Genomic DNA, 23,348 nt, shown 5'->3' on the forward strand with positions numbered 1-23,348 from the left:
TCATGCCAGTCGGAGGTTCCTCCGGAAGCGCGGGTGCGTTTCGAGCCGAAAGCGGACGAACGCCGCGTTGGCGTAAACCTTGCACAAATGAGGATGAATCAGCCGGCTCGCGCGAAACCCAGTTCCGAGGCTGAAGCTTAAGGCAGTTGGAGGCACTGACGATCCGTTGTTCAATATCAACATTCTCCCGATACATCTCGTATATGGACGCAACTTAGGCGAACTCCCCGGACTCAAGGTTCATCCTGCGCCGAAAAACGCCGTACGATCGCGGGCGAGCGATCTCCTGATCGTCCTGATATCGATTGAAAACGGGAAAGTCGGCGCGGAAACGCTCGCCGAATGGAACGAGCTGATCGCTGCGTCCTATTTTACCGCTCGCGGTTCGTTTACAATGGGATTCACCGCCGCGGTCAGATCGTTCGCGGACACGCTGCAAAAAGAGTTCCGCGATCGCGAAGCGCCAAACGTGCTTCTGAATCTGGCCGTCATTCGCGATCGGACAATGCTCGTCGGGCATTCGGGTCCGGTAACGACGACAGTGGTCTGCTCGGATCATGTTCAGAATTTTCAGGACATGTCGTCGGAAGGCGCTCGTCAGGCAACGGAAGGGCTCCGCTTTTTTCAAATCGAACTTCATTCCGGCGATATTATTTTCCTGTCCCCGTTCGTCCCGAGCGGCTGGACGAACCAGTCAATCCTTGAAGCGATGAGCTCGTCGCCGGTCAACGTCATACGGTACCTGCTGAATCAGGCGAACGGGAATCTGCAATGCGCCGTTATTCAGGTTAAGGTCGGGCACGGCGAAATCAGCTACCGGTACAAATCGCCGATCGTCGCCAGGGTTGAACTCGGCGGCGCCGGTCCGGACGAGGACGACGTTTACCAGCCGACCCCTGAAGAGATCAGCGAAATCGAGGACCGGATCCGCGCCGCCGAAGAACCGGCCAGAGCGCCAGAGAACGGGCCCGCCGTCCCTGCGTCCTCCAACCGACCGCTTTTCCGTCTTCGCGTCCCCGCCGACCCGTTCCCGTTTACGATCCAGAAAAGACCGCTTCCCGAAAATAACGCGGCGTCCGACGAAGAAAACCGCCGAACGCGCCTTGAAGCGATGGGGAAAGTTGAGATTCCGACGTTTATCGGCGAGAGCGAAGCGCGCCGCCGATCGGAAATCAACGAACCGGAGACGCGCTTGGAAGAAACTGGCCCGAGCGAAACGCCGGACGAAGAAACCGGAGCGCCGTTCCAGAGCGCCCGCGAACGCGTCCGGGCCGAACGGAGGAAACGCGGAACGTGTCCCGCCGCCCCGCCCGCCGCTCGCGGGCCCAAGCCGAAGCGAAAACGCGTCCCGCTGAAAAACGTCCTTTTCGTTCTCGCGCTGACGATCCTGATCCCCGCGATCGTCGGGGTCGTCGTGATCGGGTGGTACGTGTCGAACTCGAATCAGAGTTCCTACCGCGTCAACTTAAGCGGCGCGGTATCTTCCGCTAAAATCGCGCTCGCTTACGACGATCCGACGCTGAAACGAGCCGCCTGGGAAAAGGTTATCGAATTTTTAGACGAGGCGAAAAAATTCGGTTCGTCAAACGCGGCGTCCGAGCTTCGCGCCCAGGCGAACGAATCGATCGACCAGCTCGATAACGGCATCCCGATTCGCTACTATTACGCGCTGGCTGCGTTCCTTCCCGCCGAAACCAACCTGATTAAATTAGAAGCCGCCGGCGATTTCCTCTATGGGCTCGACGGGACGAGCGGCGGGATTTTACGCTTCGCCCGAAGCGATAAAGGCTTTCTCGCAGATCGTACGTTCCGCTGCGGCCCCGGAACGTACCCTTCGTACGCTGATCCCGAAGAAAACGATCCGATTTCGGTTGGGAAGATCGTCGATTTTACCATCCTCCCGATCGAAAACGCGCTCGATCGAATCCTGATCGGCGTCGACCGGACGGCGAACGTTCTCTACTGTTCGCAGAATCTTCAAGGCGCGGCGGGGACGATCCATCCCCCTGTCGGCGGGTGGGGCGAAATCAGCGCGATTCAATTCGAAAACAGGCGGCTGTACCTTCTCGACGCCGGGAAAAACGCGATTCAAAGCGTTCCTTACCTTGGAAAAAGCGGCGTCGGGTCAGACGCTGAATCGTACTTCGGCTCAAAGGGACCGCCGCTGTACGACGTAATCGATTTCAAGATCATCAAGACGGACGTTTTCCTGCTCCGAAAAAACGGCGGAATTGACGTCTGCGACTATAAGGGATATGCGCCGGACTGCGATTTCGTCGAAACGGTCAGCTCGGCGGACGGGCTCCGGACATTCCGGATCGCCGACCGCGGCTTCTTCGATATCCAGGTCAACAACGCGCCGGACACTTCGCTTTATCTTTTCGACCGCAGCCGGCAATCGATGATCAATCTGACGCTGAAGCTTAACCTCGTTCGTTACCTCGTTCCCGACCGCTTTAAGAGCGACGCCACGGACGAAACCGCGACCGCTTTTACCTTCTTTGACCGGGCGACGCCGATATGGGCGGCCGGGAACCGGCTTTTCGTTGGGACGCTTCCCTGAAGCTCCGGAGCGCTACGGGACGAAGATATTGTACTCAAATTCGCAGAATGTCTCCTGATCGTTTTTCAGCGCATACGCCGACGTAAACTTCCCGTCGCCCCCGACCTCGTCCGGCGCAACCATAACGATCGAATATTCGATTTCGTCGTCGATCGCGACGGTTCCCTGCGGAAGGGCGTAGGCGTAAATCGGCGTTTTTTCCGCTTTCAGCCCGGAAACCCATTCCATCATGACTTCGTTCCCCCACTCTTTCGACCCGGTATTCCGAATTCGAATCGTAAAGTTAAACTCAGCGCCGCGGCTGAATTCGCCGTAATAATACGGGCTCAGCAGCGTCGTTTCGCAGTCATATCCGGACGGATTCGGCGTCCGCGTCGGCGTCAGCGTAGGCTGCTGCGTGCCCTCCGGGACCGGGGTCACGGTTGGGAACCGCGCTAACGCTTCGAGGGCATCCAGCCGTTCCGACAGCTCGGTAATTTCCGCCCGCAGCGCCGCGTTTTCCTCCTCCAACGCTTTCAGGCGGTCTTCGAGCAGCGAAGCCGCCTGCTCCACGATTTTATCCAGATCGATTGACAGCGGCTCGATCACGTCCAAGTCCGGCTCAGCAAACGTCGGAACCGTTGGAGTCCTCAATAACGGGATCGAATTCGGTGTTGCGTCCGTTTGTGAATAGACCGGCGAATGGCGAATGAGCCCGACGAAGGGCGCGGCCGCGATCAGGATTCCGATCAGGACGCGTCCAGCCAAGGCAGATTTTTTTCTTTGGTTCATGTTGACCTCCTTTGGAATGAAAAAAATCATTCCTGAATTTAAGTGTACCTGGAATCCGGTTGAATTTTTCCTCCCAGCCGCTCTCTTTTCGTGAACGGTCATGACTTTTCGCGCTTCCGGAACCGAACGAAGCGAAATCCCGGTAAAATAATTTTATCGCTTTAGTTCGTTAGCGCAATAAATGAAAGGAGTTCGTATGAAAAAGTCAACCTTATGGGCGATTATACTGGTCATCTTATCCGTTTTTTCAATCGCGGGCTGCGCCGGAGAAAAGGGCGCTGAAAAGGTTACTTACCGAGTCGCGACCGATCCTGTCTGGCCTCCGTTCCAGATGATCGACGAGGAAACGAAAGAAATTATCGGATTCGAGACCGATCTCGTCCGAGAAATCGGCGCAGCCGCCGGCTTCGACGTCGAATTCGTTAACGTCAGCTTCGACGCGCTGATCGCCGGAATTTCCACCTGCCAGTATGATATCGCCGCCTCGACGATCACGATCACGGAAGAGCGAAAGAAAACGACGCTGTTCTCGGATCCGCTCGTCAAGCTCGGACAGGTCATGACCGTCGGCGACGGTTCCGATCTCGCGGAAAAAGACGATTTCGCCGGAAAGATCGTCGGCGGGCAGACCGGGACGACCGGCGCAATCATGGCGCAGGAATGGGAAGCCGAAGGTGTGAGCGTTTACCGTGGGTACGATTCGATCGATCTGGCGTTCCTTGACGTCAAGAACGGACAGCTCGACGGCGTCCTCTCGGATAATACGATGGCCGAAAGCTACGTTAAGACGCTGGGCGGACTGAAAATCGTCGGGCCGCTCTACTCCGAAGAGGAAATTGCGATCGCGATCTGCCGAAGTAAGCCGGAAATCGCGGAAAAGATCAACGAAGCGCTGAAAAAACTTCACGAGAACGGGAAATTCGACGAGCTCTATCGTAAGTACTTCGACTCCGAAACGTAACGATCGAGGCGAAGGACGCAGGAGCGAATGTACGGAATCTTCGACGCAGTGCGAGCGCTAAGCGGTTTCTCGTTATAATAAAACGCGGAAACGAATCACGCAGGAGATATTTAAAAATGAAAAAAGGTTTAATTACGACGCTGATTATCCTTGCCGTCATCGCGGTTATCGCTGGAATCTGGTTCTTCACGCAGCCGAAAGAAACCGTCTATCGCGTTGGAACGGAGCCGACCTGGCCGCCATTCGAAATGATCGACGAAACGACGAAGGAAGAAACCGGGTTTGACATCGAGCTGATCAAAGCGATCGCCGACATACAGGGCTTCAAAATCGAAATTGAAAGCACGAGTTTCGACGGCCTGATTACCGGAATCGCAAACGGAACGTTCGATATCGGCGCCTCCGCGATTACGATTACCGAGGAACGCAAGGCGCAGATGCTCTTCTCCGAACCGTACATTTCAATCGGGCAGATCATGACCGTCCGCGAAGATTCTGAATGGGTTGAAAAAGCGGATTTTACCGGAAAGGTCATCGGCGCGCAGCTCGGTACGACAGGCGCGATCCTGGCTCAGGAATGGGTCGACGCTGGCGACGGCCCGGCGGAAGTTAAGAAATATGATACGATCGACCTGGCTTATCTGGACCTGAAAAACGGCCAGATCGACGGCGTATTAGCCGACGACACGATGGCGGCCGGATACATCAAATCCCTCGGCGGGCTGAAGACGGTCGGCAAACCGTATTCAGGCGAAGACCTCGGTTTCGCCGTCGCCCCGGGACATGAAGACCTGGTCAGGCTGATCAATGAAGGCGTCGCGAAATTAAAGGGAAACGGCGAGTATCAGAAACTCTTCGACAAGTATTTCACCGACGCGCAATAAAAGTTAAAAAGACTGGTTCCGAACAAGAGAGAAAGCGGGTTTTCACCCGCTTTTTTTTACTTCACCCATATTATCAATTCCCGTACGCGCGTACGGGTTCAGAAAGACAACGACGGAAGGCGCAGCGATAAGCAGCTCAGGCCGCCGTCCTGTTTCCTGAACTCGCTGACCTGAATCGTCGTCACTTTAAATCCGGCGTCAATGAGCAGCTGCCGCGTCTTTGGGAAGCCCTCCGGGAAGAGGACCGCGTCTCCTAAACGAATACAATTCGCCGCATATTCTTCTCCCGGATCGACGCTGATCCGGCGGTACGACGCAAAAGCCGGGTGCGCCAGAATCGCCTCCAAGCCGATCACCGTGCGATCGCCTATATAGCTTATCCCGGTTTTGAGATGCAGCAGGCCCTGAATCTCCAGAATGGATACGAAATCATACGTAAACCCGTACCGGGCTACGATCGCGGCCAGCTGATCCGCGCCGGCCCGGTTCGTTCGCTTTGAGATGCCGATAAAGAAATGATCCTCCGCCCGGCAGATATCGCCGCCCTCGAGCGTCCCCGGAGCCTCGATCCGTTCGATCCGATCGCCGTAGATTTCACGGATTGTCGGCTCGATCCGGGCGGTTTCGCCGTTCCGATTCTTTGTCGCAGGGTTCGTCAGGATCGCCACGCGATCCGTCACGATCGCCGGGTCTTCAACGAAGCAGCTGTCCGGGAAATCGTTCATCGCCGGCAGCGTTTTAACCGGAATTCCCGCCGCGTCAAACGCCGCGATATAGGCTGAATGCTGCGATTTCGCCAGAGCAGCGTCCGCTTTTCCAAGCAGCCCCGGGGTCAGGCCCTGCCAGAAGGAATCGGAAGGGGTCCGCACGATGGCTCGTTCAATGATATTCATAAATCAGTTATCCTTTCTCTCCGCGTCGATTAAAAAACTATCGCTATCTTACCATCATTCCTGAATCTTCGCGCTTTTTTCGCGATCCCCCGATCAGCCGTCCGCCTGATCGGCGTTGACCGTCCCGGCGAAGATGCGTTCGAGAAGGCGGTGGAAGAGAAAAACAGATTTTTCGTAAGATGCGACAAATACAGACAGCGGCGCAGTCCACGCCGCCAAAGACAAGCACCCTGGTTCCCTGAAATCGGGAAACCAGGTTACAGAATTTTACTCAAGAATATTTTCGTCCGCTCCTCTTTTGGATTGGTAAACAGCTCGCCGCGCGGGCCTTCCTCAACGATTTTTCCGGAATCCATCAGCACGCAGCGATCCGCCGCCTGCCGCGCGAAGCCCATTTCATGCGACACGACAACCATCGTCATCCCATCGTTCGCCAGCCGGACCATGACTTCAAGGACCTCCTGGATCATCTCCGGATCGAGCGCGCTCGTCGGTTCGTCGAACAGCATGATCTCCGGATCCATCGCCAACGCCCGGGCGATCGCGACGCGCTGCTGCTGACCGCCGGAAAGCTGAAGGGGGAACGCGGACGCCTTCTCGTAGATCCCGACTTTATCCAATAGCGCCAGCGCTTTCTTCTCAGCCTCTTCCGCCGACCGGCCGAGAACGATTTTCTGCGCCAGCGCGACGTTCTCCAGGACGCTCAGATGTGGAAAGAGATTAAACTGCTGAAAGACCATTCCGACCTTCATCCGCAGCCGATTGATATCCCAGTCATGCACAACCGAACGGTTATCGACGAGAATATCCCCCTCGTCGATCTTTTCGAGCCGGTTGATACTTCGAAGAAGCGTCGATTTTCCCGATCCGGACGGGCCGATGATCATGACGACTTCGCCCGGATAAATATCAAGCGACACGCCGCGAAGCGCCTGAACGTCGTTTTTAAAATATTTATAAACGTCGCGAATACGGATAACAGGGTCAGCCGTTTTTTCCATCATTATTTCTCCAATTTCGTCTTATTTTCGACGATCCTGGCGATCCGCGCCGAGATCAGCGTCATCAACAAGTACAACAGCGCCATCATCAGGTAAGTTTCAATCGGACGAGAGCTGAACGAGAGAAATTCCCGCCCGCGCCGCGTCAGATCCGCGACTGAGACGACCGAAATCAACGAAGAGTCCTTCAGGAGCGCGATAAACTCGTTGCCGATCGTCGGCATGATCGAACGGTACGCCTGCGGCAGGATCACATACCGCATCGATTGCGACTTGGTCATTCCCAGCGACCGCGCCGCTTCCATCTGCCCCGTTGGCAGCGCCTCAATTCCGGCGCGAACGATTTCCGCCATGTACGCGGCGTAGCAGATCGAAATCCCGACAATCGCCATGACAATCGGATTAGCGAGGTACTGCTGAAACGGACGGAAATGAATCGCGTTCCCGACCTGAACGATCAGGGCCGGAACCGCAAAGTACCAGACCAGCAACTGAACCAGCAGCGGAATTCCGCGGATAATCTCAACGTAAACCGAAGTGACCCCGTAGATCACCCGGTTCTTCGATACGCGCCCCAGACCGCAGATCAATCCCAGAATCATCGTCAGGGCAAACGTCGTAATCGTTATAAAAATCGTCACGACAATTCCGTCCTGAACGAAGGTTAAAATTCGTCCGTACGGATCGGGCCGAAAGATCACCAGCAACAGGATCAGGGCAAATACGACGGCGACCAGGCCCCACCACGCGTCGATCGCAGAGAGCTCGCCAGCCTGCGGGAGTTTCGCGATCTTGCCGGAAATCGGCTCGCTCGCTTCTTTTTTCGATTCATTGCTCATTTTCAATCATTCTCCATCATGCGGTCAGGATCGGCGTCAATCGCGCCGCGCCGCTTAAAATCTGATTTCACCGTCCGGGAATGGATCAACGCAAATTTTAACATATACCGGCTTGGGTAGATCGGTTTTCGGAACGCGCGCATGATTTTACCCGCGAAGATCCGCCGAGAGCGCGTCAAGCTCGGCTTCAAATTTCATTGCAGTTTTTTCCCGGGAGAAGTCGTTTCGGATCGCTTCTCTCCCGTTCCGCCCCATTCGCCGTCCGCGCTCACGATCGGCCGCCAGTTCGGACGCTGCGTCGGCCAACGCTTCCGCGCAACCCGGCGATACGAATATGCCGGCGTCATAGCGTTCGACGACGTCCCGGATCACGCCGTCAATCTGGCAGAGGACCGGTTTTCCAGCCGCCATGAAGTCGAAAACCTTATTCGGATAAGTCGTCGTAAATTCGGGAATTGCCTTTAAAATCGCCAGCCCGGCGTCAGCCGCAGCAATCAGGTTTTTAATTTCCGCTTTCGAAACCGGCGGAAGGAAGGTCACGTTCGCAAGCTTCAACGCCTCCGACAGCGCGACTAATCGCGCTTTTTCTTTCCCGCTCCCGACGAAAACGAAACGAATCGCCGCTCCGCGGTCCCTGAGGATCCGCGCGGCGGCCAGCGCAATATCGAGATCGTTCGCCGGCCCGTGCGCCCCGGTATACATGACGACAAATTCGTTCTCCTTCCGCCAGGAAGCGGTTCCAGCCAAGTCTACGTTTTCGTCAGCAGTAAACATCTCCACATCCGCGGCATTCGGGACAAGCGCCGGCGTTTTCCCGCTCAACCGCTGAACATGCGGAATGAAGCCGGGGGAATTGACAATGATCCTGTCCGCCTTCCGATACAGGAAACGTTCCAGAAGCCGCGCGCCCCAGATCAGGACAGGATTTTTCAGCACACCCATCCCAATCGCGAAATCAGGCCACAGGTCGCGGATTTCGAGAAGGAACCGCGCCCGTTTCCGCCGCGCCGCCGCCCAGGCCGAAAGCGCCTGAAACAGGTTCGGGGACGTTCCCCATACGACGTCAACGTCCGCGACCGACAACGCGAGGCGATACGATGAGAACATGAACGAAAAAAACGCAAACAGCCGCTGAACGAACCCCCGGTGCAGTCCGGATGAAGTCGGAGCGTACAGGATCCGGATTCGATCGACCGTCTCTTCGCGAGGCGTATCCGTCCCGCGCTTCGCCTCGCCGGTCAGATAGCTGACCGGGGAAGTAATCACCGTGAGCCGGTATCCGCGCCGAATCAGCCAGCGCGCCAATTCGATATGCCGCGTTCCGCCGGCCTCGCCGGTCGTCACGAACGCCTGATGAATCAACAGAAGATGCATTGTCTTTCTCCGCTTCGACCTCTTTATCCGTTCTCCCGCCGCGGGCGAACGTCAAGCCGAAAATCCGACCTGAGCGTAAACCTTCCGCTTGCGGCGACCGTGAAGACGAGCGAAACCGCCGGAAGGAGCGTCGCGTAAACCGGGGAAAACCATCCCATCAGCGCCGCCGCTTCCCATGGGATCGGACGAACGGCGCCAATTTCACGGAAAACCTTCCCTCCACGAAGAAGCGTCGCCCCAATTCCCAAAACGCGCTCGCCCTCGACGCAGAGACAAAGAGAAAACGCCGCGAATCGCGCACGGATTTTCCCGTTCTCGATCAGGAACTCCACCGGCGCTTCGGGTAAAAGCCAATTGATCCGCGCGGTCCGTACGGCGTTCGAATCCGAACGGACACTGTCTTCGACGAGCCAGCCCGTATCGGCGCGGCTGAGCCGCCGCTTCGCCGTCGCGCCCATGGAACGATACGCGAAATGCTCCGCCATGACGGTCGCGGTTCCGGCTTCTAAAATCCGCGCCGAACGCCAGTCCAGCCAAAGGAATTTCCCCGCGTCGGTCATCGGCTCGATATCGTCGATCACGAGTCCGTTATGCAGCGAGGCAAGCTTCAAGCGGTTCTCAAAACCCGCCGCGCCGTTATAGCGGTAGGTCCCGGGGTCCAGAACGATCGGCTTTCCCTGCGCCCAGATGGATACGTGAAGCTGGTCAGACTGCGCCGGGCGATCGCGTCGAAAGGCTACCGCGCGTAAACTCGCCCATCCGTCCGCCCGCTCCAGCCTTAACGCCGTCCGATCCAGATAAGAAACCGGGAATTCAACGCCGATCAGGCTTTCAGGGAGCGGCTGCGCCCGGAGCCAGACGCCCAGCTCGTCCCATGGACCGGGGGCGAAAAAAGGCCGACCGAAAAAAACCCGCGCGCAGGCCTGAAGCGTCGGACGGTAATCGCCGAACGGGGAACCAAACGCAAAAAGCAGCGCGCCATCGTTATGACCCACGTTATTCGCGCCTCCGGACCATGAATCGACCTCGGCGGACAGTTTTCGGATCGACCGCCGCAGCGGCAAAATCAATTCCATCGGCCAGGTCATGCCGCGCTGCTGCAGCAGGAAATTCACCCAGAGGACCAGTTGAAGCGCGAAACGATGATAATTCGCGCTGTATTGAACGTATTCGCCGTCGGGAAGGAGCTGCGCCTTGAGGGCGGATTGAAAATCGCGCCAGCCGGTTCGGAAATAGCGCTCGCTTCGGCTCCCGTCCGGGAAAATCGCGCCGGCGGTCATCAGCCCCGCCGCTTCCGAGAGCCAGTGGTTATTATTCTGCGCAATTGCGTAATCGCGCGTCGTCAGGATCCGTTCCGCCGTGCAGCGCGCCATTCGTTCCAGAACCGGATCGGGGAAAGGCTCCCGCCCTGCGCTGAAAACTGAAACCGTCAGCGCAACCTGGATCAGGCGCAGCGCGGTTTCCTGCGCCGAAAGCGCCTGAATTCCGTTAAACGGCGGATTTCCTTGAAGGAATCCGTTCAGGATCGCTCCGAACGCCGTCGGATAACGAACGTCAGACGTCAGCGTCCATCCGCGCGCTAAATCTTCCGCCCAGCTGAACCGCGCGGCTTCCCAAAGATCCTTGACGTCGCCGTCCCGCGGCGCCTGAACCCGGCTCCAATGTTGATCGGGGCAAAACACGGAAAAAAGCAGCGGCGTCCGCGCCCCGGTCCGATAGGGCCGATAAAAGCCGGCGGCGATTTCGTCAGCCGAATCGATCGCGCGCGCCCGATTCGGACTCGCGAGCGCTCGAATCGCGGAAAAATCGAAACCAGCGAGCGGAACAAACCGAGCCGCGCCAAGCGAAGAATCGATCGCTTTCCCGGCTCGCTCCTCACGAAGCCGCGCCAGCCCGCTCCACAGCGTCAGGCGGTAGCGAAAATAATGAAAAAGCTTTCGCGACCCAAGCGCGCAAAGGATTTTTACCCCGGTCCGAAGATTCATTCGCCGCCGTTCAGGCTAATTTCCGAAAGACTTTCGACCGCCGGAACCTGAATACCGTCTTTTTGACGGATCGATTCAACCGCCGCAAAGCTCGCGAGCGACGCCGTGAAGATTTCGTCCAGCGGAATCGGCGCTGCCCCGCCGTTCACAGCCGCATCGACGAACGCTTTCCAGGAACGGCTATGCCCTTTGTCCATCCGGAGCCCAGCTTTCGTTTTTTTCATCTCGCCAGCGTTCCAGGTATCCAATTCACGGAAATCGCTGAGAATCGCGATTCGCCCGCCGCTGAAAGCCTCGATCCGCTCTTTCATGCAGGATCGGTCGCCGTTGGCCAGGTACTGAATCGTTCCAAACGATCCGTCGGCGAGCGCGATTTGAATCGCGGCGTTATCGTCCTGATAACGCCCTGAATTCGGAAGCGCCAGAGCCTGAACCGAGAGCGGAAGCGCCCCGGTCAGGTAAGTCAGGAAATCGATCATGTGGCAGGCTTCGCCGATAATCCGCCCGCCGCCAATTTCCGGGTCCTGCGTCCAGTGATTCCCCGGGAGAAAACCGGCGTTGACGATATAGTTGATCGCCAGCGGTTCGCCGCTTTCAGCCAGAAACGATTTCATTTTTTCAGCCAGCGGCGCAAAGCGGCGATTATATCCGACCATGAGAAGCTGGTCCGGATTCTGCGCCGCCGCCAGGTACACGGAACGCAGTTCGTCGATCGTCAGCGCCAGCGGCTTTTCACAGTAAACATGTTTTCCGGCGTTCAGCGCGCGCACCGTCAATCCGCTATGCGCATGATGACGCGTGAGGATCACGACCGCGTTAACGTCCGGATCCTGAATCACGGCGTCAGCGTCCGCGGCGACCTTTGAAAAACCGAATTTCTCGCCGGCCTCCCGCGCCGTTCCTCCGCGTTCCGACGCGATCGACGTCAGCGTCACCGGCGCGCCCTCGAGCCGCATCATCGGCAAAAAGGTCGCGTTTGCATAATTGCCGGCCCCGATCACGCCGACCGAAACCGGACCTGGCGCGATATCCGAACGGAGCGCGACCGCCTCCGCCGCGCCCGGCTCCTTCGCCGTCGGCTCATATTGAAGAAGGACGCCCAAATACGGTTCGCCGCTCTTTCCTTTAATAAGATCATACGCACGGACGCCCTCCTCGATCGGGATGCGATGCGAAATGAGCGGTTCGGTTCGAACCGCGCCGCGCGCGAGGAGCGAAACGAAACTTTCCATGTTCCGGCCTTCCGTCCAGCGAACGTACCCGATCGGATAATCCTGCCCCTTTTCCTCATACGCGGCGTCGTACCGGCCCGGACCGTAGGAACGCGAAACGGTAAAACGGATTTCCTTTTCATAGTAAATCTTCCGCGGAATATTCAGCCCGACCGCGCCGATCGAAACGACCGTCCCGCGATCCCGGCAGAGTTCCCCCGCCAGCGCGATCAGGTCACTTTCCTTCGACCCGGCGCAGATCAGCACATGATCAAAACCGCGCGCGCCGACGAGCTCCGCCGCTTTCGCTTTCACTGCGTCATTATGGCAGGCGTCCGCACCCAACTCTTTCGCCAGCGCGATTCGCGCTTCAGAGATATCGATCCCCAGCGTCACGCAGCCGGCCGCTTTGGCAATCTGAACCGTTAACAGGCCGAGCAGCCCCAGCCCGATCACCAGAACCGATTCGTCGAGCCTTGCCTCCGACAGCCGGAAGCCATGCATCGCGACCGCGCCCAACGTCGTAAACGCCGCCGCTTCGTCCGAAACGGTATCGGGAAGCTTTACGAGTAAATTTTTCGGAACGAGTTCGTATTCCGCGTGAACCGCGTAAGATCCCCCGCCGCAGGCAACCCGATCGCCGACACTGAACCCTTTCAGCTCAGGCCCGACGGCGACGATCACGCCCGCCGATGAATATCCGGGGAACATCGGCTGATCCAGACGGTTAAACGCTGATTCGAGCGTTGGAAGCAGGCCCTCGCGTTTCGTTTTCTCCAGAACCTGTTTTACGAGGTCCGGACGCGCGATCGCTTTTGCGGCCAGATTTTTCTCGGCAAATTCAGACGTCGTTCGTTCCGTCCCAGCGGACACGAGCGAGAACGTCGTCCTCACCAAAGCGAAACCCTTTCCCGGACGCGGAATCGGTACGTCCTTGACAAGAATAGAACCGCTGCGCATGTTTTGAATGAGTTGTTTCATGAAAGCTCCGTTTCCGTTCGAAAATCAGGCAACCCGATTCCACGATCCATCAGCTCCCAAACCGCGCTCCGCTCATGACGCCAGGAAGCGGGAGCCGAAGCCCTGAGATGATCCATCGCTGGGAATAGTTCCTGAAAATTCCGAAAATAATCAAAAAGAGCAGCACCGCGCAAATAATCAGCGCTGCCAGAAACCAGATATCCTCGATCTTTCGTTTCGGACTTTCCGAAGGCGGCGGTCCCGGAATTTCAGGATCATCGCCCGTCGTCTGGTCATACTGATCGCGCATCGTCGTCAGCCAGCTCGCCTCTGGATTCAGCGTCTTTGTCGGCGAAATTTCCGTCGCCCGGAGCCGATAACGCTCCGTCATTCCGAAAATCGAGAGATCGCCGCTCGGGCGCGAATTCAGGATGAGCTTCTGGACATTTTCCGATTCATAAAGCGCGTCCGGCTTCGTCAGCGCGGCGATAAACTCCGCGATCGAGGCGAAGCGAAAAACGATCCTCGGCGACAACGCGCGCATGATTGCGTAATCGGCGTTATTCGGAAGCTGGCAGCCCAGCTGCGCAGGGGAACGCAGCTCGTCGTTCATCGCCCGCGTCGGCGCGTCGAGCGGGGTAATTCCGGTAATCGCCCGATAAATCGTCGCTCCCATCGCGTAAACGTCGCTCCAGGGCCCCTGAGCCGCCTGGCTGGTATACTGCTCCATCGGAGCGTACCCAGGCTTGACGATCGTTCGGACGCTCTTCGTCTCATCCTCGCGGCGAAAACGCGCCGCGCCGAAATCGATCAGCTTCGCAACGCCATCCGACGTGATAAAAATGTTATCCGGCGCGATATCGCGATGAAGCATGCCTTCATGATGGACCGTGTCAAGCGCTTCCATTGTCGGCAGCAACAGCGTCAACGCTTCCTGAAACGAGATCCGCCCGCCGCGAATCGCTAAATAATCCTTCAGCGAGTTTCCTTCAAGGAATTCCATCACGAAATAACCGGTATTATTCTCAAAGAAAAACGAAATAACGTCGACGATATTTGGCTGACCGCTGAGTCGGGAAAGAATCTGCGCTTCCTTATTAAAAAGCTCCAGCCCGCGTCGGAAGAACGCGCCGTTATCCGGGTTTGTCGGCTGAACGCGGCTCCCGGCCCGAAGAACCGAACCGCTCGGGAAGTATTCTTTAATCGCGATACGGCGTTTGGAATGCAGCTCGTATCCCAGATAGGTAATTCCGAAGCCACCCTGACCAAGGACCCTGCCGACGAAAAACCCGTCGTGAAGGATCGTTCCCAGCGGAAGCGCCATTCCGCGGTCCCCTTCCGCCGCGTTATCATAACCGCAGACCGGACACGGATTCGCCCCGTTTATTCCGGAAAAGCAATTATAACAAGTCTGCCCCATCAGTCCCCGCGTTCCTTCCTTCAATACCCTCTCATGCTAATTTTATCATTGCAGAATACGTTCCAAGCGGAGGCTGCCTGAAATCTCGGCGTCCGGAGTTTCCGGCAATGTACCAAAGGCCAGCCGGGAGTTGGCTCGCAGCGGCAATAAATCGACTATAATTGATTAAAACGTTTGGCTCCTTGCCGGCTAAGAAAAAAGGAAATTCACATGGAAACAATTATCGAACAGGTATACGGACGAGAAGTCCTCGATTCACGGGGCAACCCGACGGTTGAAGTTGAAGTCGTTTTGGCCGACGGTAATTATGGCCGCGCCGCCGTTCCGTCAGGCGCTTCGACCGGTATTCATGAAGCGTTGGAGCTTCGCGACGACGATAAAGAACGCTATGGCGGTAAAGGGACGCTGAAAGCCGTCGAAAACGTTAATAACGAAATCGCCGACGAATTGATCGGAATGGACGCGACGGATCAGATCGAAATCGACCGCATGATGATCGATCTGGACGGAACGAAAAATAAAGGGAAACTGGGCGCGAACGCGATTTTAGGGACCTCGCTCGCGGTCGCGAAAGCGGCGGCCAACTCGTTAGGATTACCGCTCTACCGCTATATCGGCGGCGTCTGGGCGCATACGCTCCCGGTTCCGATGATGAATATTCTTAACGGCGGCGCGCATACCGGCTGGCAGTCGACTGACTTCCAGGAATTCATGGTCATGCCGTTTGGCGCTGAATCCTTCGCCGAAGGGCTCCGCTGGGGCGCGGAAATCTATCATAAGCTCAAAGCCGTTCTCAAGAGCCGCGGCTACACGACGCTCGTCGGCGACGAAGGCGGATACGCCCCTGCGTTGAAGACGAACGAAGAAGCCGTCGAAGTGATCCTTGAAGCGATCGAGAAGGCTGGATACAAGGCCGGCGTCGACGTCGCGATCGCGCTCGACCCCGCCAGCTCCGAACTCTACGACGAAGAAACAAAACGCTACAACCTGCGCAAAGAAGGCAAAATGCTTTCCAGCGACGAGATGGTCGCGTTCTGGAAGAACTGGATCGACAAGTATCCGATCGTCTCGATTGAAGACGGCCTGGCGCAGGACGACTGGGACGGATGGAAAAAGCTGGTCGCTGAAGCCGGGGACCGCCTCCAGATCGTCGGCGACGATCTCCTCGTGACCAATCCGGAACGCGTCCGCCGTGCGATCAAAGAATCCGCCGCCAACGCGCTCCTTGTCAAGTTCAACCAGATCGGTTCGCTGACCGAAACGATCGAATCCGTTGAAACCTGCCAGCGCAACGGATGGCGCGCGGTCACGTCGCATCGCTCCGGCGAAACCGAAGACAGCACGATCGCCGACCTGTCGGTTGCGCTCAACATGGGCCAGATCAAGACCGGCGCTCCTGCCCGGTCGGACCGTGTCGCGAAATACAACCAGCTGCTTCGGATCGAAGAAGAGCTGGGCGACGCCGCCGTTTACGCCGGTTGGAACGCGCTCGCTTTCCGGGCCAATAAGTAAATCCGCCATGCGCGGGCGCAGCGCGGCCATCGTAAAATGTCTCGCGCTGAATTAAAAATTCGTTTGAAATTGCTGGCGAATCCCGTTCTATTGTTGAGCGGCGATTCGCCAGTTTATTTTATATCATTTTATTTCCATTATATGCGGTTGATTTAATGAACTGCGATTTTATCGGTCGCTGTTTTCCCGGCCAAATCAATAACTTCGGAGCATAATTCCCAGCGAAAGACTATGAGATATATGGGATAGTTTTTACAGAGATAGACGGGGACAGCAACCCGCATCAGAAACCTTAATAATATAAAAGAAAGACCGAAGATATTATTTACAATTCACCGATCGGCGACAATTGAAATGACTATATCATCGACAAACTTACAGAGGAAGAACGCGCTGAAATAGACTTGAGAGCGGCGCTGATCGGGGAATTTATTAAAGCCCGTAAGGAATAAGGCGTATCAGGAGGCGCGAACCGAAGCCCAGATTTTGAAACCTTCTTCTGAATTCATCGTATATCTAATAAAGAAACAGTGAATCCCGTCCCCTCAGCGCGCAAACCGGATAGAATTAAGCTAGCGAAATCCAACCGAAGGAGAAGAAATATGGATATCGAAAAAATTATCAAGGAAGTCCGCGAAGCGATTATCGAAGGCAGCGAACAGGTCGCCAATTCGATCATGGACAGCGAAGCGTTTGAAAAATACCGAAATTCCCCTGATAAAATCGGGGATTTCGTCGACGATCTTTCCGTTGGGATTAATCACCTCGGCGATCAGATCGGCGACTGGTTTGAAAAAGCCAAAGAATCGACCGAACCAGTTCGCAGGAGAACCAAGGCGGCGATCTACGAACGGATTTACGCGGAATACCGGAAAGCCGGTCTTCCATTCGGCGATACGCACGACGGTTTCATGAAATGGGTCAACCAAAACGGGACGGAGCTCCGCGCCGGTCTTGAGAAAGGCCTCGACGGAAGCCGGGAGGCGATCCTCAGCGCCGCGAAACAGGCGAAATCGGCGATCGAAAACGCGCTTCAGCCGAAAAATAACGATGAGGCAGAGGAAGTCGACAGCGTTATAATCGAAGAAACGATCGACCGCGTCCTGAAAGAAACCCGGAACACGGATCAAAGCGTTTCCAAAGACGCGTAGTTTCCGCCGGGTCAGGATAAATCATGAGAGGGCCTTGCGTTCAGGCCCTCTCTTCTCTTTCCTCATGCCATCCGTTCGCTTTATCCGTCGACCGGCCTGGCGAAAATCGCACGGCGATCGGTATATCCGCCGTCCAGCGATTCATTTTCGCAGGTCACCAGCACGATCGATCCCGGATTCGGAACCGTCAGCGTTTCGATCGTCTCAAATTCGTCCGGCGCAACCAGCCGGTTTTCATACACTTCAAACGTCAGGATCGTCCCATCGCCCTTCCGGACGAAGATCCGGTCGCCGGTTTCCAGCGTCCCGATCGTCAGGAACGGCCCCGCCTGATCCGGACCCAAATGATTATGTCCCGCCAAGATCGAAACCCCGTCGCCGGGAAGATCGAACCCCTCCAGGACGCCGACCTGCGAACGCAGCGAGCTGACGTCCCAGGTATTTTCCGCGAACGGAACGACGACGATTTCAGCCGTGATATTCGCAATCGGCAGCTCCAGCTGCATTCCGGTCGACGGCAGCGCCATCGCCGGGGCGTTATTCAAACGCGCAAAACCCGTTTGCGGAATGACCACGAACTTATCGCCCGGATCAAACGGAACGTTATGATCGTTGGGAACCAGACCAGGAACGGGAGCAGCAGCCAGCGGCAGCTTCGCCTGAACGGCGTGACCGGCATCCGCGCCAGCGACTGGGTCCGTATCAGCGGGCAACGCCGAGGTTCGCTCTGAAACCAACTGCGGAGCCGAATCCGGCGCCGTTTCGATCGGCAACGTTTCAGCCGGCGTTTCCGCAGCCGCATCGGGGAACTTCGCCGCACCGGAGCCCGCGAAATCTTCCTCGGGCAGCGGCATTGCGTCAAACGGCGATTCGGTAAGAGCATCGGGCAGCGCCTCAGACAGGCTCGCCGGCGCGTCCGCCCCATCATACGCCGAGTCTTCGGTTCCTGTCGCAGCGTCCGCGTCCATCGACTCCGCGACCATTTCAGCGGCAGAATCCGGCTCAGAGGGGATCGGATTTCCAAGAGCCAACGAAACCTCGCTCCCGTCCGGCGCGTAAAAGCCATCCAGGACATGCGGGTTCCAGGTTTGAATTCCGTCCATACCAGACGTCAACGCCTTCGCGCCGGCGAGCAGGATCGGCTCGCTCTTCCCTCCATCGGCGCGAACTGGATAAAACGTCGCCGCTTTCGCGAGAAGCGTCTCGTCAACGTTATTCGAACCAGCGCCCGGAGCCGTCTGCGTCGGCTCAGCCGCAGCAAACGAAGCCACCGGAGCGGAAAGGGCCGCCGCTTCCGATGTCCAGATCGGCGTCAGCTCGATCGAATTTTCCATGACAATTTCCTCGCCGATCCCGTACGTCCGGCCGCCGGCCTCCCGCCAACCGGTGATTACGAAACCGCTCCTGACCAGCGGATCCGGACTCCCGTCCGAAGCGATCCCGAAGTTCCCTGAAATAACCGCCTTATCGCCTCGGCGATATTCCGTCCAGTCTTCAACGGCCGTCCCGGATTCCGCTCCGTCGGCTCGGTAGGCAATCGTCAGTCGATCGTCGGCGGCCGATTCCGAGATCGTCACTTTCGTATCGCAATAAACCGGTAAGTAGAACCGTTCCGTATCTTCCTCGACGGATACGCGCAGCGTATACGTTCCCGGCTCGATAAACTGCCCCGCCTGACAGCTGTCGAAAGCGACGCCGTCAACAGAGCAGGCGAAAATCAGCGCGGCGTCGGAAACGGGCTTTTTTCCCGAGCCGGAAACGAGGAAAACGTCCGCGTCAAAATATTTTTCAAACGCGTCAAGCCAATTTCCGGTACCGTCATAGACGATCGGCGCTTTCTGATCCGACAGGTCTATTTCAGTTTCACAATAGTTCACCGCGCTGCATTCGATCTCGGCAGCCCGAACGGCTCGAACGCCGAGCACAGCGAAAACGCCGATACAGATCAGCAGCCCAATCCAGAGTTGACGAACTCCGAAGCGTCTTATTTCAATATGGTTCATTCCGCTTTCACTCCATTTCTCCATGTGGGTGTTCCACAAGCTCAGCCAATAAAGTCCTGTTTCTTTTTCTGTGCAATTGTTATGCCAGTCTGGAGAAAAGCGGAAAAAGGGAAACACGCTCAGCTTTCGCCAAGAAATCGATAAACGATGCGACGGAATTCGTCTTCGTCGACCCTCGTCTCCGCTCTCAGCGCCTGCATCGTCCGGACCGCGTTCCAACCCGCCTGACTGGCGCGCAGGTTGTCGCTGGCGTTGATATCCGCGCCAATCATGCGGATTTCCGCGTCAGGATCAACGCGCCGGTTCGCCAGCGCCGCCCGCGAAACGACATGCGCCAGAAGTTCGCGAAGCTGATCGAGGAAAAACTGCTGCCGTTGTTCATAGCCGCGATAGGCTGACCCGCCCGACGCCTCCGCCGAGGCTTTATTCTCCGATTCGGGCTCCGCGAGAAAATGCAGCGGGACGCCGGCGCCAACCGCGATCATCTTTTTCAGCGCGATCCCATCCTCCCCGGCTTCATGGCTTTCAAGCCGGGGCGAAAGGACCGACCAGTCCTCCTGCTCCGTCGTGACCAGAATCGATCCAGGGGAAGGCGGCTGCGCGTTGAGCGCTTTCTGACGCAGCGTCCGCTGGGCCTCGCTGGCCAGTCTCGATTTGACGACGAAAAGAAAACTGTTTCGATAGCGGTTCAGCCGCGCGCGATCCTCGAGCCATCCGGAATAACGGCGGATCCATTTGATCACCGGAACCAGATCAGAGCTGCCCCAGACCGTCCCGACCGGCCGATTTACCGCGACATGATAAATCGCGTCCGCAGCGGTCGGAAGCGTCCGATCGGCGGCGGCGACGCGTTCCGTCCGATATCCGACGGGGCCGTCGAACGCGCCCGAACCGGCGCGGATTTCGTAAGCGACCGCCGTCTCGGCATCATTCGGAAGCGTATCGATCCGGACAATCGCCGCCGCCGGAACCGCGCGAATATATGTCTGCCCGCCCGCGTCGGTCGTCAGCCGCAAAAATAGATTTCCGCTCCGCGCCAGCTCGTCCGACCAGTCCGCGACACGGCGATCGAGTTGATTGAGCGGATGGTTCCAGAAGCTTCGCAAAAAACGTTCCGTCTCCGGGTCGGATACCTGAAACGCGACGCCGCGCCCGACGACGTACTGCGTCGTCAGCGAGACGATCCGCCGGGCCAACGGATTCTCGTACCAGGCTCTTAACGACGCCATATATCCGGAATTTCCGTCCAACCCGTCGGGATGACCCGACGTTCCCCGCGGGCAGGCCGCAAAATCCTCCGTCTCCGAAAACGCTCCGCCGGTCGTTTCGCCGAAAACGCGCGCCAGAAGCCGCCGAACCAATGATTGTTCGCTCATCGTACCCTCCGCTGATTCTGAGTTGTTTTCGATTAACCGTAACGGGAAGGAGGGAAAAAAAGAACCTGTGAATTTTCATAGGTTCTCGCTCATCGCAGCGCTTCTCCAGAAATTTACGGGAAGCCTGACCATGGAATTGGGATCAACGCCGTTTCGGGCGGATGACTTTTTTTCAGATAATCCCCATCTTCTTCCGATTCGTTTCCATCCAATCTTTCGCGTAATCGACCAGCAAGCGAACGGGGACCAGTTTACTTTCCGCCGCGCCGATCCGCCCGTTGAGGACTGCGCCCGTTTCAGATTCAAAATCCGCCCCCAACGCAGGGAAATCGGCGGAATACCAATCCGGCTCCTCAAACCAGACCCATTCTCGCTTTCCATCTTTAATCATCGCGCAACCGGAGCGCGTCGTTCCGGTCCGGCCGGATAAGACTTCGGCTAAATGCAGCGCGGTACAGCATTCATACGAAACCCCAATCATCAACGCCTGCGCGTTCAGCCGGTACAGCGCCCCAAGCGGACTATCCATGCCAAACGCAGGCGTCAGGACATGGGTTTCAAGAATCTGGCTGCTGTATTTCCCGTTGGCCGTGAACGAAGCCTGCGGATGGTTCGAACGGCGGGTTTTGGGATAAACGCGGAAAAGCTCGGGAATACGTCCAACCCCGCGAGTTGGGGTGCGCTCCTTATCAAAGGGCGGCATCTCCCGACAGATCGTCTCAAACCAATCGTTCGGAACAGGAGGATTTCGCCATTGGCCGGGGTCGCTGTTGTCGCTCGATTGCGCCGGCATGACAACCGTCCCGCTCCCGCCGACTATCGACAGCAGCGCGTCGATCACCGTCCGTTCGCCGCCGACCGTCCAACCGATCTTCGAGAGGGACGAATGAACGATGACGACGTCTCCATTCGTCAGCCCGATCGATTTCAAGCCGGTCCGAATACTTTCAAACGTATTCGGATATTCGCTTCTTTCGATGACGCCCCGCTCCCCTTGCCCCTCGCTGACGCGCATGCAGCCTCTTCCTGTCCAAGCCGAATCAAAAAGTCTTTCAGTCCGAACCGAACCGTAAGTTTATCGCTAACTGCCCGAAGCGCCGGAATCCTCAGCGTCAAAAACGAAATACTGAATATCGCTGAATTCGCAGGATTGCCCATAATCGAAATTGGTCCCGGAAAAAACCGTGAGGCCGGCGTCGCCCTTCATGAACCAGGAGGCGTCGGTAACCGTCCCCATCAGCCGTCCGTTGTACATGACGGTCAGCTTATTGTCAACCGCGATCAGCGTCAGCAGCGCTTCGCCCTCTAACGACCAGGTCCCATAGGAATACTGAATAATCGGAGCGAAGCTCCCGTTCCGAACTCCCTGAAGGTAAATCAGCCCGTCAAGCGCGATAAACGCCTGGACATAGTTCGACGCATCGATGCGTCGAATCGTAAAGCCGCAGCCCGCATGTGGAAAATCCGGATGATCGTACGCCGATTTGAACTTAATCTTCGCCTGGACCATCGCGTCAAATGCGTGATGATCAAACATTGCCTGATCGAAATAGCCCATATTCGCCAACGTCAGCGTTTTCCCCTCGATCGGGTAAAAGCGCCCTTCGACGCTTGGGATCCGCCCTTTCAGGTAAAGCATCCGCAGCGATCGCGACAGGTCGTCCGGAACGCCCCCGCCGGGAGCTGCCTCCGCGGCGACGGGCTGCGGCGAGACGGAAACGCTGAGGCGACGGAAATCGATCGTCGCCGGATCCGTTCCGATCGGCTGAGCGAAGAGGCCAATATTACCATCCGAATTCCCAACCCGGAAGGCATCGACAAAATCGCCCGCGATCAGGAAATCCGCCCACGCGCCGCGGACCTGAATCTGAACCGGAATCATGTCGCCGGGATCGACCGAAGTAAACGGCGTAAACGGGATCAGCTCGCGCCAATCGCCCGCCTCGTTCCGAAACAGCGCGTACGTCCGATCCGAACAGGCCATGAAGTTGTAAAATGAGCCCGCCTTTTCGGCGAATACAACCCCGGAACAGGCGTAAGGCTCAAACGCCGGCATCTGCACATCCATTTCAATCTTCAGCTGGTAATCGGCCGGGATCGTCAGGTTTGGAATCGCAGCCAGACTATATTTCCTGTCCGCAGACTGGATCGTCCACCGGTACGCGCCGTCAGCCAGGCTGCGGCTGATCGTAACGCCGGCCTCCTGCATATCGCCTAACGGAAGCGCGAAGTTTTCCGGCTCCGCGATCGAATCTTCAAAAACAGGGACCCAGATCGTTTCGTCCGCGGGCGGCACTGCGTCATCCGCCGCGCACGCCGGAAAAGCCGCCGCACATGTGAAAAGAACCGCCGCAGCGAGTACCAGCGCCCATTCGGCGCGCCGGAAGCGAAAGCCTGAAAAGCCGAAAGAATCGATTCTCTTTTTATTCATGATTTCTCCTGAT

At 57.1% G+C, this 23,348-nt stretch carries 17 protein-coding genes; 5 read left to right on the forward strand and 12 right to left on the reverse strand.

All coding sequences use genetic code 11. From position 1 onward, the window contains the following. The first annotated feature begins 166 nt into the window (after nt 1-166). Nucleotides 167-2,563, forward strand: a complete 2,397-nt coding sequence (locus tag BEQ56_11470) for a hypothetical protein (GenBank protein AOH44036.1) — start codon at nt 167-169, stop codon at nt 2,561-2,563. Nucleotides 2,564-2,575: 12 nt separating this feature from the next. Here the strand turns inward: BEQ56_11470 and BEQ56_11475 are convergent, their stop codons facing one another. Then, the gene (locus BEQ56_11475) at nt 2,576-3,334 is read right to left on the reverse strand and encodes a hypothetical protein (GenBank protein AOH44037.1); all 759 of its coding nucleotides are present in this window, start codon (nt 3,332-3,334) and stop codon (nt 2,576-2,578) included. A gap of 196 nt (nt 3,335-3,530) precedes the next feature. On the opposite strand from BEQ56_11475, the gene BEQ56_11480 reads away from it, so the two are divergent. Together BEQ56_11480 and BEQ56_11485 are read left to right on the forward strand one after the other, a co-directional pair. Next, nucleotides 3,531-4,295, forward strand: a complete 765-nt coding sequence (locus BEQ56_11480) for a hypothetical protein (GenBank protein ID AOH44038.1) — start codon at nt 3,531-3,533, stop codon at nt 4,293-4,295. Between the two features lie 116 nt (nt 4,296-4,411). Then, complete coding sequence (locus BEQ56_11485; GenBank protein ID AOH44039.1) at nt 4,412-5,179, forward strand: hypothetical protein; 768 nt, start codon at nt 4,412-4,414, stop codon at nt 5,177-5,179. 98 nt (nt 5,180-5,277) lie between these two features. Here BEQ56_11485 and BEQ56_11490 read toward each other — a convergent pair whose 3' ends face one another. The 7 genes from BEQ56_11490 to BEQ56_11520 form a co-directional block, all read right to left on the reverse strand. Further along, the gene (locus BEQ56_11490) at nt 5,278-6,066 is read right to left on the reverse strand and encodes a hypothetical protein (protein AOH44530.1); all 789 of its coding nucleotides are present in this window, start codon (nt 6,064-6,066) and stop codon (nt 5,278-5,280) included. A gap of 263 nt (nt 6,067-6,329) precedes the next feature. Further along, nucleotides 6,330-7,076 (reverse strand): peptide ABC transporter ATP-binding protein, encoded by a 747-nt coding sequence (locus tag BEQ56_11495; GenBank protein AOH44040.1) that lies wholly within the window; start codon nt 7,074-7,076, stop codon nt 6,330-6,332. Beyond that, nucleotides 7,076-7,912 carry an amino acid ABC transporter permease gene (locus BEQ56_11500; protein ID AOH44041.1) on the reverse strand — a complete coding sequence of 279 codons (837 nt, stop codon included), beginning with the start codon at nt 7,910-7,912 and terminating at the stop codon, nt 7,076-7,078. Before BEQ56_11500 ends, BEQ56_11495 begins: the two co-directional genes overlap by 1 nt. Nucleotides 7,913-8,059: 147 nt before the next feature. Beyond that, entirely contained in the window at nt 8,060-9,286 is a 1,227-nt protein-coding gene (locus BEQ56_11505; GenBank protein ID AOH44042.1) for a hypothetical protein, read from the reverse strand. A gap of 23 nt (nt 9,287-9,309) precedes the next feature. Beyond that, a complete protein-coding gene (locus BEQ56_11510) occupies nt 9,310-11,271 on the reverse strand; it encodes a hypothetical protein (GenBank protein AOH44043.1) in 1,962 nt (653 codons plus the stop codon). Further along, entirely contained in the window at nt 11,268-13,463 is a 2,196-nt protein-coding gene (locus BEQ56_11515; GenBank protein ID AOH44044.1) for a hypothetical protein, read from the reverse strand. Before BEQ56_11515 ends, BEQ56_11510 begins: the two co-directional genes overlap by 4 nt. Before the next feature lie 49 nt (nt 13,464-13,512). Beyond that, nucleotides 13,513-14,862 carry a hypothetical protein gene (locus BEQ56_11520; protein ID AOH44045.1) on the reverse strand — a complete coding sequence of 450 codons (1,350 nt, stop codon included), beginning with the start codon at nt 14,860-14,862 and terminating at the stop codon, nt 13,513-13,515. A 204-nt stretch (nt 14,863-15,066) separates the two neighbouring features. Here BEQ56_11520 and BEQ56_11525 point away from each other — a divergent pair, with 204 nt between their 5' ends. Together BEQ56_11525 and BEQ56_11530 are read left to right on the forward strand one after the other, a co-directional pair. Beyond that, nucleotides 15,067-16,374: a phosphopyruvate hydratase gene (locus tag BEQ56_11525; protein ID AOH44531.1), complete on the forward strand. Its 1,308-nt coding sequence runs from the start codon at nt 15,067-15,069 to the stop codon at nt 16,372-16,374. A 602-nt stretch (nt 16,375-16,976) separates the two neighbouring features. Further along, nucleotides 16,977-17,525: a hypothetical protein gene (locus BEQ56_11530; GenBank protein AOH44046.1), complete on the forward strand. Its 549-nt coding sequence runs from the start codon at nt 16,977-16,979 to the stop codon at nt 17,523-17,525. Nucleotides 17,526-17,605: 80 nt separating this feature from the next. Here BEQ56_11530 and BEQ56_11535 read toward each other — a convergent pair whose 3' ends face one another. From BEQ56_11535 to BEQ56_11550, 4 genes are all read right to left on the reverse strand, one after another. After that, the gene (locus tag BEQ56_11535; protein ID AOH44047.1) at nt 17,606-19,552 is read right to left on the reverse strand and encodes a hypothetical protein; all 1,947 of its coding nucleotides are present in this window, start codon (nt 19,550-19,552) and stop codon (nt 17,606-17,608) included. Nucleotides 19,553-19,647: 95 nt separating this feature from the next. Beyond that, nucleotides 19,648-20,904 carry a hypothetical protein gene (locus BEQ56_11540; protein ID AOH44048.1) on the reverse strand — a complete coding sequence of 419 codons (1,257 nt, stop codon included), beginning with the start codon at nt 20,902-20,904 and terminating at the stop codon, nt 19,648-19,650. Nucleotides 20,905-21,076: 172 nt separating this feature from the next. Then, nucleotides 21,077-21,919 (reverse strand): hypothetical protein, encoded by an 843-nt coding sequence (locus BEQ56_11545; GenBank protein AOH44049.1) that lies wholly within the window; start codon nt 21,917-21,919, stop codon nt 21,077-21,079. A gap of 66 nt (nt 21,920-21,985) precedes the next feature. Further along, nucleotides 21,986-23,335: a hypothetical protein gene (locus BEQ56_11550; protein ID AOH44050.1), complete on the reverse strand. Its 1,350-nt coding sequence runs from the start codon at nt 23,333-23,335 to the stop codon at nt 21,986-21,988. Nucleotides 23,336-23,348: the final 13 nt, after the last annotated feature.

This window comes from Anaerolineaceae bacterium oral taxon 439 (genome assembly GCA_001717545.1).
Lineage (GTDB): Bacteria > Chloroflexota > Anaerolineae > Anaerolineales > Anaerolineaceae > Flexilinea.

Bases quoted from the DNA above. Each gene is read 5' to 3' on its own strand.
- BEQ56_11475 (AOH44037.1), bottom strand. From the start codon at position 3,334: ATGAACCAAAGAAAAAAATCTGCCTTGGCTGGACGCGTCCTGATCGGA.
- BEQ56_11480 (AOH44038.1), top strand. From the start codon at position 3,531: ATGAAAAAGTCAACCTTATGGGCGATTATACTGGTCATCTTATCCGTT.
- BEQ56_11485 (AOH44039.1), top strand. From the start codon at position 4,412: ATGAAAAAAGGTTTAATTACGACGCTGATTATCCTTGCCGTCATCGCG.
- BEQ56_11495 (AOH44040.1), bottom strand. From the start codon at position 7,076: ATGATGGAAAAAACGGCTGACCCTGTTATCCGTATTCGCGACGTTTAT.
- BEQ56_11500 (AOH44041.1), bottom strand. From the start codon at position 7,912: ATGAGCAATGAATCGAAAAAAGAAGCGAGCGAGCCGATTTCCGGCAAG.
- BEQ56_11505 (AOH44042.1), bottom strand. From the start codon at position 9,286: ATGCATCTTCTGTTGATTCATCAGGCGTTCGTGACGACCGGCGAGGCC.
- BEQ56_11510 (AOH44043.1), bottom strand. From the start codon at position 11,271: ATGAATCTTCGGACCGGGGTAAAAATCCTTTGCGCGCTTGGGTCGCGA.
- BEQ56_11515 (AOH44044.1), bottom strand. From the start codon at position 13,463: ATGAAACAACTCATTCAAAACATGCGCAGCGGTTCTATTCTTGTCAAG.
- BEQ56_11520 (AOH44045.1), bottom strand. From the start codon at position 14,862: ATGGGGCAGACTTGTTATAATTGCTTTTCCGGAATAAACGGGGCGAAT.
- BEQ56_11530 (AOH44046.1), top strand. From the start codon at position 16,977: ATGGATATCGAAAAAATTATCAAGGAAGTCCGCGAAGCGATTATCGAA.
- BEQ56_11535 (AOH44047.1), bottom strand. From the start codon at position 19,552: ATGGAGAAATGGAGTGAAAGCGGAATGAACCATATTGAAATAAGACGC.
- BEQ56_11540 (AOH44048.1), bottom strand. From the start codon at position 20,904: ATGAGCGAACAATCATTGGTTCGGCGGCTTCTGGCGCGCGTTTTCGGC.
- BEQ56_11545 (AOH44049.1), bottom strand. From the start codon at position 21,919: ATGCGCGTCAGCGAGGGGCAAGGGGAGCGGGGCGTCATCGAAAGAAGC.
- BEQ56_11550 (AOH44050.1), bottom strand. From the start codon at position 23,335: ATGAATAAAAAGAGAATCGATTCTTTCGGCTTTTCAGGCTTTCGCTTC.